The following is a 17,989-nucleotide window of genomic DNA, read 5'->3' on the forward strand; positions in this document are numbered from 1 at the left end:
CTGCGTCACGGCTTGGAGAGTAGAATTGCTCATGGCGTATCCGTCCTATGTTGGTTGTGATCTGGCGAGATCAATCAACAGGATACGCCACCCTCTCTACTGCCCTCCATACACAAGAACTGAGCTTAACTCCAACCGGAGCAAGTGGCCTGGAATCTTTATGACGCCCGCATTCATAAATCTGCCCAGGCATTTGAGGACTATCGCAACGCTCAGGAGAGCGGCGCAGTACGCAGCTTCTCAACCCTTGAGGAGATGGCCACTGGTCTGAAGCTGCCCCTTGGCGTACTGCAAGCTACCTTCGACCAGATGCAGCAGCATGCGGAGCAGCAAACGACCGATGCGTTTGGCCGTCGCTTTGAACTCGCCAACTTGCTGAAAGCTCCCTACTATGCCATTCGGGTGACAGGGGCACTGTTTCATACTCAGGGCGGTTTAGAAGTGAATCGCAAAGCACGCGTACTAAATACCCAGGGGCAGGCACTACCCAACCTGTTTGCTGCGGGGGGGGCGGCGCGTGGGATTTCCGGCTCCAACGACAGTGGATATCTTTCCGGTAATGGGCTGTTGAGTGCCGTAGTGCTAGGAGCGGTGGCAGGCAAAAGTGCCGCTGAACTGCTGCACTTGAAGCTCAGCTCGGCGGCACTTCCTTAAGCCTCTTGTGAAGTGAACACACTATAGTGCAGTGATCAGGATAACAAAATTGACCTCCTCCCCGACCTTTGGCGCTAATGCGCTTGTGGTTGTGGTGGGGGGGAACCCAGGTTGTTACCTTCCCGGTTCCTGCTTCGTTGTCCGTCGCCTTCAATGTACTGGCATTGATGGTCTTACCAAACTTCACAGGCGTGCCTTCTCGAGTGCCCCTCGGTAGTGACAGTGACTTCAACTCTCACCACCGGCTAACCGCGCGGTGCCGGCTTGTAGGATGTTGCGGGCGGCATTGAGGTCACGATCAATGCCTTGAGTGCCGCAGTCTGGGCAATCCCAGGTGCGAACATTGAGCGGTAATGATTCCAGCACAAAGCCGCAGCTCTGACGGCGTTTCGAGCTGAGATACCAGCGGTCGATTTGGACGAACTGACGTCCTGCCCAAACCGATTTGTACTCAATCTGGTGAATTGCTCCGGGTATTTTAGACACCAATTTATCTTGTATGCTCGAATAAGCACATTGTTCTCAATGTATACCCTTTGTTATAGTCCTAAGTATGCCTTTTTAATTTTTTCATTGTCTTGGAGTTCGCTAGACGGGCCATCCAAAACTTGAAAACCATTTTCCAGTACGTAAGCGCGATCGCTCACCTGTAGTACCTGTTTAACATTTTGTTCGACCAACAAAATCGGCATGCCGGTATCTGCTACTCGGCGTATTGCCGCCATCACATCCTTGACCAAAAGGGGCGACAATCCCAGGCTCGGTTCATCCAGCAGCAGCATCTTAGGACCAAGCATTAATCCCCGAGCAATCGCCACCATCTGCTGTTGCCCCCCCGAAAGTTGTACTGCTTTTTCGCGGGAGTACTTTTTGAGATCAGGAAAGAGCGTAAGAACTTTCTCCAAATTTTCGTCACGACGGTCACGTGCTGAGGGCAGTGAGGCCCCCAGCAACAGATTATCTTGTACTGTCATATTGCCGAACAGTTGACGCCCCATCGGTACATGGGCAAGCCCAACTCGTGCCATCTCATGAGGCTTTCGTCCAGAAACTTCTTGCCCATCAAAGTGGATGGTTCCTCTCCAGGGCTTGATCATCCCTGACACAGCTCGAAGGATGGTCGACTTACCGCTACCATTACCACCGATCAACCCTACCAGCTCACCACTTTTGACCGTCAACGAAGCGTCGAAGACCACCTTTAATGAACCATAACCAAGATCGACATTCTGGACACTCAATACATTATCTGCTTGGTCTGCCATCAGTCCTCCCCCAGATAGGCGGTAATGACACGTGGATCCTTGATCACATCACGTGGTAAACCCTCGGTAATCACATTGCCGTTTGCCATGACAATCACATGATCCGATAGCTCTATAATGGCTTCCATAATGTGTTCCACCATTACGATGGTCAGATCCTGGTCAGCCAATCGCCGCACAAATTCGATCATTTCCTTGAGAGCTGGTGGATTTAAACCTGCCATCATCTCATCAAGAAATAGGACGCTAGGCTGGACAGCTAAGGCTTTAGCCAACTCTAAACGTCGACGTCTGGCTAGGTTTAGATCTAGGGCCGGTTGATCATAGCGATCAGCAAGACCCACCTTTTCCAGAACGTTCATGGCCAATTGTTCGGCTTTCTTGCGATTAGGTTCTTTAAGGAAGGCTGCTACCAGGACGTTTTCAAGCAATGTCAGTTCTTCAAAGGGTCTTTCTGTTTGAAACGTACGGCCAATACCAACACGGGTACGCATATACGGTGGAAGGCGGGTGACCTCATTACCGTGTAAGTAAATGCGGCCTTCCTGGGGGGTAACGAAGCCTGTCAAAGCGTTGAATAATGTAGTTTTTCCCGCCCCGTTAGGCCCGATCAACCCAAGAATCTTACCCTGCTCGATATCCAGAGAAACGGAGTTCACCGCCACTACACCGCCGAACGCTACGGTGATGCCATCAGCCTTGAGCGCGCTTGGCATAAACCCTCCTGATCAAATAACGCGCTGGTTCGCCAACGATTCCACGAGGCATGAAAATAACCACGACCATGATTAACAAGCCGTAAATCAACATGTTGGCCTCTGCAAACGTGGTACGGAAAATCTCACCAGAACCCACAATCAATAGCGCCCCTACGCAAGGCCCCCAGATGGTTCCACGGCCACCGATGATGGCTGTTAAGGCTATTTGCACTGACAACAATAGGTAAAAGATAATGTGTGGTTCGATGAAGGAGAGAAAGATCGCATAGATACCCCCTCCAAGCGCCGTCAATGCACCGGATAGCATGAACGCTTTCAGTTTCACGGAGGTGGGGTTGATGCCTGATGCCATGGCGGAATCTTCATCTTCCCGCACAGCGCGAAGCTGGTAGCCGAACTTACTGCGGGATATAAGCATCACGGCCAACACCGTTATCGCCGCGAATGCAAGCGCTAGATAGTAGTTGACCTGGCGAGAGAACAAATCAAGTCCGAAGGGCTCTGGCAACGTCATAATAAAGACCCCGGTTGCGCCTCCAGTCAACCAGCCTTCATTAATAGCGATCAGTCGAAAGATCTCAGCAATAGCAATGGTAGATAGGGTGAAATAGGGTCCCTTAAGTTTGAAGGTCAAACGACCCCATAGGTAAGCCAGTACAGCGGCAGCGACCAGTGCCATTAGGATTGTCCACCAAGGAGCAATTTCATGATGTGAAGTCCCAACAGCGACGAAATAAGCGCCAAGTCCTACGAAGCTCGCATGGCCTAGGCTCACCTGACCGGCCCACCCCCCCAAAATGTCCCAGGCAGTGGCCCAGCCAGCGTATAACAACAATGTAATGGCTACCGATAGATACCCGGGGAACATCTGAGGATAGAGAATTCCCACCAACACCAATCCGGCAAAAATGATGTAATGCTTTTTCATACGCGCTTCACCGTTTTACCGAATAGGCCCTCAGGTCTTAGCAACAATATCAATAGGAAGACCAGTAGACCGTAGGCATCTCGATAGTCCGAAGTGAGGTAAGAAGCCCCCATCACTTCTACTACCCCCAGCAATAGACCACCGGCGATGGCAGCCCCAATATTACCCAGCCCCCCTAGCACGGTGACCACAAAGGCCTTGAGCGTGAAAATTGCACCTGAAAATGTCGGTGTGGCAAACAGCAGCGGAATCAGCACGACACCTGCGGTTACCGCCAGTGCCATGCCAATACCGAAGACCACGGCTTCAATCCATCGAGTATTGATACCGACAAGTTCAGCACCCAAACGATTGTCAGCAGTGGCACGAATGGCACGGCCCAGTTCTGTATAGTTGAGTACCGTATAGAGTCCGGCAATAACCACCATCGTTGCCAGGCCGGCCAGGAGTAGGATCATTGAGAAGCTGACCTCTCCCAGGGAAACCGTACTGGAGGCATACGACACATTGACAGACTTGGGCTCGGCACCAAAGGTCAGTAACAATATATTGCCAATAACCAGGGCTAGCCCAAGTGTGACCAGGAGCGAACTTTCTGGCGGTGCTTCCATTAAGCGGGAGAGCACTAATCGCTGTAGTAATGCCCCGGTCAAAAACCCAAGAGGCATGGCAACAATTAGAGATAGATATGGATCCCAGCCAAGTAGGGAGTTAAGCAATACTGCACAATACATGCCCAGAATAACGAAGTCACCGTGGGCGAAGTTGATTATCTTCATTACCCCGAATACCAGCGTCAGCCCTACTCCAATCAGCGCATAGACTCCACCAATCAGCACTCCGTTGGACAGATTCTGCAGGAAGGATACATAGTCAAACATCATGACCTCTCTAGTTATGTCATGCAGGCGTCCTGATTAGCGCTCGTCCCATACCGGAGTTGGGTATCGAACTTCTTCAGCAGCCAGGTCGGCTGGGAATACGGTGACGTGCTCACCGTCCTGGATCTGCAATACAAGGCTGCGAATCGGGTTCTGCCCTTGAAAACCGTCGAAGCTTTCAAACACAACGTGAGTGACCGGTGTATCTAAGTCAGTTTCGGCTAGCGCATCTCTTACGTCACTACGCTCAAGGGAGTCGGCACGCTCAAGCGCATCGGCCGCTACACGAAGCGCCAGATAGCCCTCTGCTTCGTAGAAGGTAGGCTCTTCGCCCGTCTTGGCCTTTAGGCGTTCATAGAGATCTTCCACGCCTTCGTACTGAACATCCTTACTCCAACTCACCACAGTGGCCACATACTCGGCAAGATCACCCACCTGATCGACGAAACTAGGCAAGGCGGCGCCGGTGTCGATAGCCACAGCCTTGGGATTGAGGTTTACCTCGCGCATCTGACGCGCAATTGCGACCCCATCTTCAGCGTAGGCAACCACATAGAGTAGGTCGGGCTCTTCAGAGCGGAAACGGTTGAGGATGGGTCGAAAATCAGAGGTGCCCTGATCGTAAGATTGGTCTCCAACAATTTCATAGCCCCGTTCTTCTGCTAAACGCGCGCCCTCTTCAGCCAATGATGCTGGCCAAGCACCATTGCCATACAGCATGGCGACAGTTTCCAAGCTATCGTCTTGTTCACGTAAAAAGTCGAAATAGTCGAAATAACTTTCAGCCACAATTGTTGAGTTGTGTTTGGCACGGAATACCCAGGGCGAGCCAGGTTTGGTAATGCTATTGTCTGCGCTACCAAGCACAATGAGAGGAATTTCTTGACGGGTCATCAGCTGCGCCATCGGCCCAGTGATACTTGATGCATAGGAGCCCATAATCAAAGGAACATTCTGTCGATTAAGTGACTCGATCGCTGCTAACGCACTGGTAGCTTCAGAGCGGTCATCTTGCACAGCCAACGCTAGGGATTCTCCCCTCACCCCACCGCCTTCGTTGATTTCCTCCAATGCGGCTTCCATTCCTGCCTGATAGCGCTCACCAAATGCTGCGAAGGGTCCCGACAAACTGTTAATGACACCAACTTCGATATCAGCTAATACGGCGGGGGTCACTAGAAGCCAGGGGGCAACGGAAGCGGTAGCGATCAATTTCTTCATTGTTTTGTCTCCCATCAAGATCTATAAAAATTATTTACGCCGATTTTTTAGTGGCTTTTCGATTATTCACGACTAATCATGTATAGACCAAGCCTGCTAACGGCTGCAAGACAAAGTCAATAAACGGTACGTCCTCTTACTCAATAATTAACCAAGCTGTTCGCCCATTTATTAAATAAGGAGTTTTCATGTCAATGCCTTCGGATCCAGTAGCGTCCCTCGGAATTGCTGGCTTTGCCGCCGCGCTACGCAGAGGTGAAATCACTTCGGAGCAAGCAGTTAGCGCGTATTTAGCCCGTATCGACATATTGGATCCATTGCTCTGTGCCTATGAAACAGTGGATGCCCGCCGTGCTCTATCCACTGCACGCGCCATGGATACGCTATTGGCCAACGGAATCGACTTGGGGCCGCTGATGGGACTACCAATATCGGTTAAGGATCTGTTTGTTATCGATGGAATGAGTCCGCATGCAGGCTCCAATTTGCCTATTCAGGACAAACTGGGCACGCAAGAAGGAACCTTCATCCGCGCGTTGAAGTCGTCGGGTTGCGTAATTCTGGGGACTACTCGGATGGTCGAGTTTGCGCTCGGGATAACAGGACACTCAATATCTCGTGGTACGCCCTGGAACCCATGGGATGACCAGCAACATCGGCTGCCAGGGGGGTCAAGCTCAGGCGCTGGGGTTGCGCTCTCATCGGGTTTATGTGGTTTATCTATTGGTAGCGATACAGGAGGATCTGTCAGGGTACCAGCAGCGATGTGCGGCTTGTTCGGCTTAAAAACCACGGTAGGCCTGTGGCCCACTGACGGTGCTTTTCCCCTTGAACCCAATACCGACTCCATCGGCTTACTCACTCGGACTGCTCAGGATGCTGCCATTGCCTTCGATGCGTTGAATGCCAGAATCAATCCGTCATATCAACCTCACCATGCTTCTATAAACCCTGGTCAACTTACATTGGGCGTGCCGGACAATTACTTCCTTGATGGCGTCGATGCGGAAATGAAAAACGCATTTGAGCTTGCCCTTTCAGGTCTTAAAGCGAGTGGTGTAAAGCAAGTTTCCCTACACGTACCCGATGTGGATGGACGTGAACGCTACTTCCCTGTCGCCATGCCGGCGCATTTACTCGCATGGCTGGGAGAAGAGTTCTTTATGGACCATAAAGCGCTTGTCGATCCCATTATTCGTGCACGCATTGATAGAGGTATTGATATTAAGGCTCATCATTACCTAGCTCTGGCTGAAGAGCGACGCTGTCATATTGAGGCGGCTAAACCTCTGTTTGATAAGGTAGATATAATTGTTAGTCCAACCACTCAGGCACCTCCGCAGAAGCTGAGTGAATTAGAGGATCCTGACATGGCGATGCAGGCTGCGATGGGAATGACGCGCAATACCCAGCCTGCCAATTATTTCGGTTGGTGCGCCGTTACCCTACCAATGGGAACAAATTCGGATGGCTTGCCACTAGGCTTGCAATTAAACGGCCAAGGAAATTTTGATGCGAGATTATTAGCTATTGCTGTTGCATTAGAGGCTCTTCTTGATCCACCAGTACAACCTAAACCTTTTCGGGGGCATAAGCTTCGTTGAGTAAATTTATACTGCCAGCTCATCTCGGTGTTAAGTGTTAGTGTGATGTTTCACAAGTAATATGTTCTATCCTGATACCGGAATTCCACAGCGCTGCTGAAGGTGCGAAGTCGGCCTGCTACCCCAATTGACTATCATTAGGTTGAGTTGAATCGCCAGTTCACTATTCGGAAAGGACCTGCCGATGAGTGGCTTCGTGCCTTGATCATATTGTGAGAATCCATTTCCTTCAACAATGGATTGCACTGACTGCTGAGGCGCTTGAGATACCATCTATGACAGCCAAGCCATGCATGACTTCATCGGTATCGACCCTGCCATCGAGAGTATTCCCGATGCGACCACGTTGCTTCGCTTTCGCCATCTGCTAGAGAAGCATGCGCTGACCCAACAACTTAGAGGAGATCAAAACTAGCCATGCCGAACAGGTCCTCTTCATGCGCGAGGGCACTATCGTTGACGCCACCCTTATGGCGGCGCCGTCTTCCACCAAAAACAAAGCCAAGCAACGTGATCTGGAGATGAAGCAAACCCGAAAGGAAAATCAGTGGTTCTGCGGGATGAAAGCCCATATCGCCGTTGATGCCGTGACCCACCATATGATCGCCACCTCAGCGAATATCGCCGAGATCACCATGGTGGGCATCTGCTCCGAGAGGATAACAAACTGATATACGGCAATGCGGGGTATCTCGGCATGGCGAACTATCTGGGTGCAGACACGCCGAATCCAGAAACTGGGTGCTGTGTTGCTGTCAGACGCGGTACGTTTAAGAAAGAAGACAGCCGGAAGAAAACGCTGCTGGCCTTCGCAAAGACCAAAGCCAGTATCCGTACCAAGGTCGAGCATCCGTTTTATGTGTTCAAAAATCTGTTTGGCTATCGCAAGGTTAGCCACAAAGGACTGGCCAAGAATCAAGCACAGTTGTTCAGCCTATTTGCGTTAGCCAATCTAGTCCTGGCTGGACGATACGAGAACACGCTGATGGGGTGAGTGGGTCTTAAAATCCGGCCTGTCAGCCGGAAACAAGGCTGTCCGGTAATAAAACACCGGTGTGGCTAAATAGTGATAGCAAAGACACCACTTATTAACCACTTCAGTTACCCAGTGATGAATTGTTCAGCGATTCCCTAAGAATAAAAGGAGCCCAATGACCAAGCTAATGGATTGATCGTGCTAATAACGCCCAACTATAATTGTTATGAGATAACATAATTTATTTTTCTCCCACATACTTCTCTGTTTTCATTCCACCAATTTCGCCTGCCGCGCTCACTGAACTCTAAACACCCAAATTGCATACAATAATAGACAAAAGTTTAATTTATTGGGGCCAAATGCTCTTCTAAATTAAAAACTGCATACAATGTTGAGAAACTAGATGGCCAACGCAGCTCACACAGCCCCTTTTCCTGTGGCCCAAACAGCCACTACTAAGGTGCATGAAGTCCTCAAACAGCGGATTTTGGATGGCCACTACCAAGCTCATGAGTACATTCGTGAAGCAAACATCGCCCGTGAACTCAAAGTGAGTAGAACGCCTGTCCGTGAGGCCCTACGAGAATTAGTGTCAGAAGGCTGGCTTGAGATGATCCCTCATCATGGTTCTCGTGTGGCGGCCTGGACGGAGAAGGATGCTCGTGAGGTCTTTGAACTACGACTGGTTTTAGAACCTATGGCGGTACGCATGGCATGTGAACGCATGGATATGGACTGCCTTGCCAGGCTCGAAACGATGGCCTCGCGCATGGAACAGCTCACAGAGTTGGCCGAGACGGAGCCATCTGTTCGTAACGAGATTGCTTCGCTCAACCACAAATTTCACCGTGAACTAATACGCGCGAGTGGAAATCAGCGCCTGGATAGCGTGCTGGATAGCGTGCTGGAGAGCGTGGTGCGCACCTCGGTAATACGACGCAATTTTGGTAACTACGGCCTTGCTAATCTTCGCCGAAGCATGCGCCACCATCGTGAGATTTTAGAGGCTATTACTGCGAGAAGCCCATTATGGGCTGAACAGATCATGAGTGCTCACCTGCTCGCAGCTCAAGCGTTGCATTTCCATTTTTCCGACGCTCCCGACGGCTAGCGAGCATCTACCCAATAATTCAATAGAGGCATTACAACAACAATGATTCAAAACAAAGCCCAACTATCAACTCCTCTAAGCGACATTAAAGTTCTGGAACTTGGCCAGCTGATTGCCGGGCCTTACTGTGGTCAAGTATTGGCTGACTTTGGTGCCCAGGTCATTAAAATCGAACCGCCTGGTAAAGGTGACGCTATGCGCCAGTGGGGTGCAGCAGATAGAGATACAGGCGAGCCCCTCTGGTGGAACGTCATCGGTCGCAATAAACAGTCTCTTACCTTGGATCTTCGCCAAACACGTGGACAAGAAGTATTACGCGAGTTGGTCAAAAAAGTCGATGTCATTATTGAGAATTTTCGTCCTGGCACCATGGAACGCTGGGGACTTTCATACGACGAGCTCTCGCAAGTCAACCCTGGCTTAGTGATGGTGAGGGTCACTGGCTTTGGCCAGGACGGTCCTTACGCCTCAAGAGCCGGTTTCGCCTCCGTCTGCGAGGCCATGGGGGGACTACGCTACTTAAGCGGTTACCCAGATCGCCCTCCAGTCCGCGTTGGCATTTCAATCGGTGATACATTGGCAGGTTTGCATGCCGCCCTCGGCACCATGATGGCTCTACATCACCGCGAACGTTCTGGACACGGCCAAGTAGTCGATAGCAGTATTTTTGAATCGGTACTAGCAATGATGGAAAGCCTTATTCCTGAATACGCACGTGCTGGTAAGATTCGCGAGCGAAGTGGTAGCTTTTTAAAAGGAATCGCTCCCTCCAATGCCTATCCAGCTCGGGATGGGCGCGACGTCATTATTGGAGCTAATCAAGACACAGTCTTCTCTCGTCTTTGCCAAGCAATGGGTCAACCAAGCTTAGCCGACCATCCTAATTTTGCCACACACCGAGCTCGAGGCGATCATCAGCAGGCTATAGACGACCTCATCTCCGCATGGACACTACAACACGATGCACAGCATATTGTTGATCTCCTAGCTGAAGCTGGTGTCCCAGCAGGCTTAGTATACAGTGCCCCCGACATGCTTGATGACCCCCATTTTCAGGCTCGTGAAGCTATTGTCGAAGTATCTGATCAACACGGCAAACCACTGCCGATGCAAAACGTTTTTCCACGTCTCTCAAGTACTCCGGGAAGTGTTCGCCACGTGGGTCCCACTTTGGGAGAGCATACTGAAGCCATCCTTACCGATTGGCTTGGTCTTGATGCCAATGCACTCGCCGACCTACGCGAAAACCAGGTAATCTGACGGAGGCTTACCATGGATCCAGTTTTTGTCCTTTTTGCCCTGATCGGGCTTATCGCTTTCGGAGTACCGATTTTTTTGGCACTTGGTCTCTCTGGATTACTGGGCCTATATATGGCCCGCGGTTCACTGGCATTTTTCTTTGCCCCCTCATCCCTGTTCGGCCAGCTCAACGCCTTCGAGCTGATCGCCCTGCCTCTCTTCATCCTTATGGGTAATTTCCTGGGAGCGACCCCGGTCGGCTCAAGCCTGTTCACCGCCGCTGTACGCTGGCTCAACTGGCTACGAGGCAGCCTAGCTATCTCCTCAGTGGGTGCCTCAGCGATGTTTGGGGCGGTCTCGGGTGTGAGCCTTGCCGGAGTCGCCGCAGTGGGTTCCATCGCCGTACCGCAGATGCTATCCCGGGGCTACAGCCGTTCGCTGGCCGCTGGTGCCGTCGTCAGCGCCGGCGCTCTGGCCATGCTGATACCACCCAGTGTGCCCTTCATTATCTACGGAGCGGTCTCCAGCGTCTCAGTAGCCGACCTCTTCATCGGCGGCATCGTGCCCGGCATAGTGCTAGCACTTGCTCTGTCACTGTTTATTTACATCCGCGTGCGATTAAACCCAGCAGAGGCACCAGCCAGCGAGGAGCGCTTCACTTGGCGTCAGCGCTGGGCGAGCCTAGCCAATATATGGCACGCAGGTCTGCTAGTAGTGGCAGTACTAGGCTCCATATATTCAGGCCTAGCTACGCCCAGCGAAGCGGCCGGCATCGGTGCAGCCGGTGCTTTCCTGATCGCCACTCTGGTATTTCGCAGCTTAAGTTGGCGCAAGTTTTTGGAGATACTTGCTACCACCGCCCGAATCAGCGGCGCGATCTTGCTCATCATCGGTTGCGCCAAGATATTCGGCGACTACCTCAATATGGTGCGGGTCCCGCAGCTACTCACCGAGGCTCTCACCTCCACGGGCCTACCCGCCTGGGCAATTCTCGTTGCGGTGATGCTGCTGCTTATCCTACTCGGCATGATCGTCGACGCCGTGTCACTAATCGTGGTGACCACCCCGGTGTTGCTGCCACTGATCACCGCGCTGGGCTATGACCCACTGTGGTTCGGTATCGTCATGGTGCTCAACCTTGAAATTGCCGTGGTTACCCCTCCCGTAGGTCTCAACCTTTATGCACTGCGTGGGGTGTGCCCCGAGCTCTCAGTGGAAGAAATTATCAAAAGCGCTCTACCCTTCGTGGTCGTGCAGTTCCTCGTGCTGATGCTGTTCGTGTTCTTCCCCAGTATTAGCTTGTGGTTGCCGGGACTTATGTAGCCCCGGTGTTTCAACGTCAGTGAAGTAAAGTCATCACAACTGTCCTTCACAAAGGTCCATCACAACAACAAGCAGGAGATTCACCATGACCTTGTCTCGTCGCCAAGTACTGAAGTATGGAACTTTCGCCACAGCCGGTGCCACATTGTTCGGCACTCAGACCTTACTGGCTCCACGCAGCCATGCTGCCACTACACTAACCGGTGTCACCTACCTGCCCGACTCCTATAAGGCGTTAACCTATGGATCTAACCGTTTCGTGGAAATGCTTAAGGAGCAAGGCGGCGACACCCTCTCAGTTGACTTCTATGACTCTGGCCAACTGCTCAAGGTAGACGAGCAGCTGCCAGCGCTACGCGCGCGAAGCATCGACTTCATGTTCCACACGTTCTCCTACATTACCCGATCGATCCCCATTCTTGGCGTCACAGGTCTACCCGGCGTGGTCGGTGAGCTCTACCGGCACCCGGAACGCCTTCGCCAAGGCAGCCCCTTGATGGAATTAATCAACGAGGTATTGGCCGAGGAAAACCTTTACATGCTCTCATCCGGGGGCGGCATCCTTGAGCCAGAGTACCTATGGAGCACCGATAAGAGCCCTATTCGGCAACTTGATGCTGTACGTGGCAAGAAAGTACGCATCGTCGGCTTCGAAGCCACCCAGGCCTTCGAGCCCTACAATATTGGTGCGACACGTATCCCCTCCTCAGAAACCTACATGGCGCTACAGCGAGGCACCGTTGATGCAGGTGTCTTTAACATCTCAACGGTCATAGGCCGCAGCCTCCAGGAGCAGTTAAAGGTCTGCTACAAGCTCCCGATCACCGGCTTCTCAGTGGCGCCCTTCATGCTACGAGACACCTGGGACAATCTGGACGACGACGTCCGTGCCGTGGTGCAGAAAGCCGCCGACTGGTACGACGCCAACTTTATTGATCACTGTAATAATGACATCTACCCCAACGAGTACTGGCCCCAGGTGGAACAGGCAGGCGTCGAGATCGTCGAGCCCACCGGTGAGGATCTAGAGACATTCAATACCGGTGTTCAGGACGTCTGGGATAAGTGGAAGGAAGAAGTTGGCGAAGATGTCGGGAACCGTGCAATTGCGCTGGCCCTTGGTGAGGCTTGAAGGGGATTACTATGATGATGACTGCCATGCGCAGCTGGGACGGATTGCTAACAGTCCTGCGCTGGACGTCGATGGCAGTGCTGGTGTTCATGATGGCGTCAATCTGCTATGACGCCATCATGCGCTATGCTTTCACGGCCCCGACCAGTTGGAGTCTGGAAATTAACTCCTTCCTGCTAGTCTACCTAGCCGTAATCGGTGCAGCCGAAGCCCAGCGCCACGACGCTCATATCCGCATCACCTACTTCAAGGACAAACTTCCTTTACACCTGCGCGCCGCCATCGATTTGATTACCGGGCTGCTAGGGGTCACCTTTTGCACCATCCTAGTGTGGCGCGGTAGCACTATGGCCATACAGGCCCTCGAGTACGGAGAAAGAGTTTCCAGCTCGCTGGGCACGCCCATGGTGTATCCCTATGCGCTGCTACCAGTTGGCTTCGCCGCCCTAGGGTTGCAGTTCCTGGTTGATGCGCTGACCGCCATCCCTCGCCTAAAGGGAACCGCTGACAAAGAGGCATCCTCTCATGACTGAAACTTTGAGCCATAAGCTGATTACCTCTCATCTCGTCGGTGGTGAGATGATCCCGGGACATGAAATCGCCCTGCGCATGGATCAAGCGCTGCTGCAAGATATTCTTGGCACGCTGGTCATGCTGGAACTCGATGCGATGGGCATTGAGCGAGTACGCACCAATCCAAGCGTGCAGTACATTGATCATACGCTGATCCAGCAGGACAACATCAACGCAGATTCCCACCTTTTCCTGAAGAGTGCCTGCGAGCGGCTCGGTGTCTGGTACAGTGGACCAGGCAATGGTATCAGCCATCCGGTGCATATGGAGCGGTTCGGCGTTCCCGGCCAAAGCCTTGTTGGCTGCGATAGCCACACCACTGCAGCTGGTGCTTTGGGTATGCTGGCCCTCGGCGCAGGGGGCATTGAGGTGGCCATGGCCATGGCAGGAGAGCCCCTCTATTTACCAATGCCGGAAATCATCGGTGTCTACCTTGAGGGCGAACTACCCGATTGGGTCAGCGCTAAAGACGTAATCCTAGAGCTATTACGTCGACACGGCGTTGCCGGGGCAAAGAACTGTATTCTCGAGTACCACGGCCCAGGTCTTGCGGCCTTGGATGCCATGGATCGCCATGTCATTGCCAATATGGGTACCGAGATGGGCGCAACTGCTAGTGTCTTCCCGAGTGACGAAGTCACTCGGGACTTCCTGAAAAAGCGCGGACGCGAAGCAGATTGGCAGCCGCTTGCTGCAGACCTGGGGTGCCACTATGACCGTACCGAGTATATTGATCTGGCCAAACTGGAACCCCTAATCGCCTTACCTTCTAGCCCGGACAAAGTAGTTCCAGTGGCTGAAGTTGCCGGTAAGCCGCTCTACCAAGCCTACATTGGCTCCTCTGGTAACCCGGGTTACCGAGACTTCGCCATGGTCGCCGAGATTGTTCAGGGTCGCAGCGTGGCTGACAACGTCTCGTTGGATATCAATTCCTCCACCCGCCAGGTCCTTACTGCTCTGATTAACGAGGGCCACCTTAGTACCCTAGTGGACGCAGGCGCTCGCCTACACCAGCCGGGCTGTAATGGCTGCATTGGTATGGGCCAAGCACCAGCAGCGGGGCGCAACAGTCTACGAACCGTCCCACGCAATTTTCCAGGGCGGTCCGGTACACGCGAGGACAGCGTATTCCTATGCAGCCCCGAGACCGCCGCCGCTTCGGCCATTACGGGCATGATTACCGACCCCCGCAGTCTCGACATGGCCTATCCAAGCGTTCAAGAGCCAGCAAGCATGGTGGTGAACGAGAGCTGGTTCATACCTCCCCTTCCACCGGAGCGAGCTCGACGAGTATCGCTGTTGGCTACTGACAACACCCCTGCGTTGCCAATGCTAGACACCCTGCCCCAGCGAATTGAAGCACCCGTTCTACTCAAAACCGGCGACAATGTCTCTACCGACGATATAATGCCTGCGGGAGCGAAAGTACTGCCGCTCTGGAGCAATGTCTACGCCTCAGCAGAACACACCTTTGAGACTCTGGACCCCGATTACGTGGGCCGCGCACGCCAACAAGGAGCAGCCGGCCATGTCATCGTGGGCGGCGCAAATTACGGACAGGGGTCGAGCCGTGAAAATGCGGCTATCGTCCCCCGCCTGCTGGGCCTACAGATAGTCGTCGCGAAAAGCTTCGCTCGCATCCACTGGCAGAACCTACCCTGCTTCGGGGTACTTCCACTGACCTTTACCGACCCAGCAGACTACGATCGCATCATCGAAGCCCAGACACTGATTATCGACGATATTCCCAACCAACTTCGCAAAGGACTAACAATTAATGCCCATCTTGGTGGCGAGCATTTAATCCTCAACCACCAGCTAAGTCCGCGCCAGATTAAGATTCTCACGTCCGGCGGTGTTATCAACTGGCTAAGGCAACGGTCTGACTCTAATAAACAGGAGGCGTTGTCATGACGCTGCTCACCCCTCCAGCAAACGTGGAAATCGTCGAGGTTGCTCCCCGTGATGGCTTCCAGTCGATCAACGACCCGCTGGCCACCATCGATAAGCAGCACTGCATTTCCGCTCTCATCGATGCAGGCATCACTCGCCTCGAAATCGGTTCTTTCGTGAGTCCCAAGGCCATTCCACAGATGGCCGATATCGACAAACTCATCGCGGCCTTCGCCGACCAGTCAGCACTGCGTCTTTCAGCGCTCGTACCTAATCTAAAGGGAGCCGAGCTGGCCCTGGAGCACGGCATCCACGAAGTTGTCTATGTGGTCTCGGTCTCAGAGTCCCATAATCGCAGCAATGTACGACGAAGCGTCGAGGAGTCTCTAGAGGATCTCGGCCGAGTGGCTGATCGCCTACGCCAGACCGAAGGAACCCGGTTACGTCTGGATCTCGGCACTTGCTTTGATTGCCCCTACGAAGGCACGATTGGCTGGCAACAGGTTGACCGCGTCCTCAACAAAGCCACCCGGCTGACAGACGGATTGCCAATGGAAGTGGCATTATGCGACACCACCGGCCGGGCCAGCCCCTATCAGGTTGCTGAGCATTTCACCCAACTTCGCGAACGCCATGACGACAAAGGCCTGGCATGGGCCTTCCACGGGCACGATACCTACGGCATGGGCGTAGCGAATGCACTCTTTGCAATACATCACGGTGCCACAGCGGTGGATAGCGCTTGCGCTGGCCTAGGAGGTTGTCCTTTCGCCCCCGGGGCAACCGGCAATACGGCTACGGAAGACCTGCTCTATGCCCTTCAAGGCGGCGGAGTGACCACGGGGATCGACCTGCGAAAACTGCTCGTGGCGGCCGACCTGATCGCTGCCCTGCCCGGCGGCCAGACCGCCAGCCATCTGCGCCAGGTGCCGCGAGAAAGGTTGCGCTAAACCGTGTCGGTCATCGTGCTACTGTCGACTACGCTGGTGCTGGCCTTCTCCGCGCTAGTGGCTCTATTTCCTTCAGCCATCGCCCCAGAACTATCCAGTGTCCTGGGGGTCTCCTCGGCCACAATTGGCTTGCAGGTGAGCTTGATTTTCGCCGGAGCCATGATTACATCGTTGGTGGGTGGCCCACTCACTAGGCGGCTAGGACCCTGTCGCACCAGCCAACTCTCCCTAGCTTTGCTCGGCAGTGGCGCCGCAGTGATGACGATCCCGGCCTTGCCGACCTTTGCCTTAGCCTCTCTCATCGCTGGCTTGGGTTACGGGATGACCAATCCCTCCGCCTCAGTGTTGCTGGTGCGCTTTACCCCGCCTGCACGACTCAGTCTGATCTTTTCATTGAAGCAGTCGGGTGTGCCCCTGGGGGGTGTGATCGCGGGGGCAAGCGCGCCCTTTTTGGCCTTGGCTGTGGGCTGGCAGGCCGGGCTGCTCCTGCTCAGCACCATTGCACTGCTCGGTATCATCGCCCTGCAATGGCAACGGACGAGCTGGGATGACCAGCGAGACCCAAACACACCGTGGCTAGCAATGCCCTTCTCCGGGCTCGGTGTGGTATGGCGACAGCGGTCGTTACGCTATGTCGCGCTGCTTAGCCTATGCTTCTCGGCGATTCAGCTCTCAGTTTCAGCTTTCACAGTGGCGCTGCTGGTGGAAGATTTGGACTTTAACTTGGTAGAAGCGGGCTTAGTTATGTCTGGTGTGCAAGTGACCGGCATAGTGGGCCGCATTGGCTGGGGCGAGATAGGTGACCAGCTAGGCGATCGTTTGATGGCGCTCGCTGTCATCGCCTGTACCACTGCCGCGACAGCCCTTTTAGTAGCAATCATGACACCAGCCTGGCCAAAGTGGCTGGTCATTGTGCTACTGGGGCTACTGAGTTTCTCTTCATTAGGCTGGAACGGCGTCTTCCTGGCCGAAATCACTCATATGGCTCCAACTAACCGCATCGCCGATGCCGCAGGTGGTTGCTTGGTTTTCACCTATGGCGGCGTTCTACTCGGTCTGCCTACGGCAACCATCCTTCATAGCCTGCTAGGCGACTATACGACCGTCTTTGCTATCCTTGCTGGTGTTTCGGTACTGGGATTATGGTTTATCCATAAAGCGAGACGAGAAAGATATAATTAATTCTAATCTCTTAGGCTGCCCACCTTATTTATTACCTGAATCCGTGAAGCCGGCGCCGACACTTTCCCTATCACCGCCAGCGAGCACTTTTTGATCATTCGCCCGTGCAAGTTGCGTTTCGCAAGCCCGTTATTGCCAAAACCCACCGTCCTGATCGGTGCTGACGGCCCGTTTTGTCATGGCTTTCCACCCGCCAGGCACCACATATCTGGCGATCGCGTGTCGGTTGGAACTGCTTCTGGATAGAGTGTCGCCGATTGACGGTCAGCATGGAGTTCCTCGTGGATAACTCAGTCTGCTCCGCAGCGTCTTGAGCACCGTCATCCGCCCAATAT

Annotated in this window: 15 protein-coding genes and 2 pseudogenes; 11 read left to right on the top strand and 6 right to left on the bottom strand. The window is 53.3% G+C overall.

From position 1 onward, the window contains the following. The first annotated feature begins 144 nt into the window (after positions 1-144). Entirely contained in the window at positions 145-654 is a 510-nt protein-coding gene (locus tag AC13CY_RS12455; protein ID WP_483052601.1) for an FAD-binding protein, read from the top strand. Positions 655-882: 228 nt separating this feature from the next. Here AC13CY_RS12455 and AC13CY_RS12460 read toward each other — a convergent pair. The 6 genes and pseudogenes from AC13CY_RS12460 to AC13CY_RS12485 all read right to left on the bottom strand — a co-directional run. Beyond that, a pseudogene (locus tag AC13CY_RS12460) lies at positions 883-1,119 on the bottom strand (zinc ribbon domain-containing protein); the annotation flags it as partial. A gap of 74 nt (positions 1,120-1,193) precedes the next feature. Beyond that, a complete protein-coding gene (locus AC13CY_RS12465; protein WP_483052602.1) occupies positions 1,194-1,919 on the bottom strand; it encodes an ABC transporter ATP-binding protein in 726 nt (241 codons plus the stop codon). Further along, positions 1,919-2,635 carry an ABC transporter ATP-binding protein gene (locus AC13CY_RS12470; protein WP_483052603.1) on the bottom strand — a complete coding sequence of 239 codons (717 nt, stop codon included), beginning with the start codon at positions 2,633-2,635 and terminating at the stop codon, positions 1,919-1,921. Before AC13CY_RS12470 ends, AC13CY_RS12465 begins: the two co-directional genes overlap by 1 nt. Beyond that, the gene (locus AC13CY_RS12475) at positions 2,613-3,566 is read right to left on the bottom strand and encodes a branched-chain amino acid ABC transporter permease (RefSeq protein ID WP_483052604.1); all 954 of its coding nucleotides are present in this window, start codon (positions 3,564-3,566) and stop codon (positions 2,613-2,615) included. Before AC13CY_RS12475 ends, AC13CY_RS12470 begins: the two co-directional genes overlap by 23 nt. Continuing rightward, entirely contained in the window at positions 3,563-4,450 is an 888-nt protein-coding gene (locus AC13CY_RS12480; protein WP_483052605.1) for a branched-chain amino acid ABC transporter permease, read from the bottom strand. The genes AC13CY_RS12475 and AC13CY_RS12480 overlap by 4 nt, the downstream gene beginning before the upstream one ends. Positions 4,451-4,483: 33 nt before the next feature. Next, positions 4,484-5,668: an ABC transporter substrate-binding protein gene (locus AC13CY_RS12485; protein ID WP_483052606.1), complete on the bottom strand. Its 1,185-nt coding sequence runs from the start codon at positions 5,666-5,668 to the stop codon at positions 4,484-4,486. A 188-nt stretch (positions 5,669-5,856) separates the two neighbouring features. On the opposite strand from AC13CY_RS12485, the gene AC13CY_RS12490 reads away from it, so the two are divergent. The 10 genes and pseudogenes from AC13CY_RS12490 to AC13CY_RS12535 all read left to right on the top strand — a co-directional run bounded on the left by AC13CY_RS12490 (position 5,857) and on the right by AC13CY_RS12535 (position 17,654). Then, positions 5,857-7,272: an amidase gene (locus tag AC13CY_RS12490; protein WP_483052607.1), complete on the top strand. Its 1,416-nt coding sequence runs from the start codon at positions 5,857-5,859 to the stop codon at positions 7,270-7,272. 200 nt (positions 7,273-7,472) lie between these two features. Then, a pseudogene (locus AC13CY_RS12495) lies at positions 7,473-8,277 on the top strand (IS5 family transposase); the annotation flags it as partial. Positions 8,278-8,654: 377 nt separating this feature from the next. Continuing rightward, positions 8,655-9,362, top strand: coding sequence for a GntR family transcriptional regulator (locus AC13CY_RS12500; RefSeq protein WP_483052608.1), 708 nt, complete (start codon positions 8,655-8,657; stop codon positions 9,360-9,362). A 42-nt stretch (positions 9,363-9,404) separates the two neighbouring features. Beyond that, positions 9,405-10,622, top strand: a complete 1,218-nt coding sequence (locus AC13CY_RS12505) for a CaiB/BaiF CoA transferase family protein (RefSeq protein WP_483052609.1) — start codon at positions 9,405-9,407, stop codon at positions 10,620-10,622. Positions 10,623-10,634: 12 nt separating this feature from the next. Further along, the gene (locus AC13CY_RS12510) at positions 10,635-11,924 is read left to right on the top strand and encodes a TRAP transporter large permease (protein ID WP_483052610.1); all 1,290 of its coding nucleotides are present in this window, start codon (positions 10,635-10,637) and stop codon (positions 11,922-11,924) included. Positions 11,925-12,009: 85 nt separating this feature from the next. Then, positions 12,010-13,056, top strand: coding sequence for a TRAP transporter substrate-binding protein (locus AC13CY_RS12515; protein ID WP_483052611.1), 1,047 nt, complete (start codon positions 12,010-12,012; stop codon positions 13,054-13,056). 11 nt (positions 13,057-13,067) lie between these two features. Beyond that, positions 13,068-13,589 (top strand): TRAP transporter small permease subunit, encoded by a 522-nt coding sequence (locus tag AC13CY_RS12520; protein ID WP_483052612.1) that lies wholly within the window; start codon positions 13,068-13,070, stop codon positions 13,587-13,589. Further along, a complete protein-coding gene (locus AC13CY_RS12525; RefSeq protein WP_483052613.1) occupies positions 13,582-15,543 on the top strand; it encodes an aconitate hydratase in 1,962 nt (653 codons plus the stop codon). Before AC13CY_RS12520 ends, AC13CY_RS12525 begins: the two co-directional genes overlap by 8 nt. Further along, positions 15,540-16,472: a hydroxymethylglutaryl-CoA lyase gene (locus tag AC13CY_RS12530; RefSeq protein ID WP_483052614.1), complete on the top strand. Its 933-nt coding sequence runs from the start codon at positions 15,540-15,542 to the stop codon at positions 16,470-16,472. Before AC13CY_RS12525 ends, AC13CY_RS12530 begins: the two co-directional genes overlap by 4 nt. A gap of 3 nt (positions 16,473-16,475) precedes the next feature. Next, positions 16,476-17,654, top strand: a complete 1,179-nt coding sequence (locus tag AC13CY_RS12535; protein WP_483052615.1) for an MFS transporter — start codon at positions 16,476-16,478, stop codon at positions 17,652-17,654. Positions 17,655-17,989: the final 335 nt, after the last annotated feature.

It is taken from the genome of Vreelandella sp. L-15, assembly GCF_056857635.1.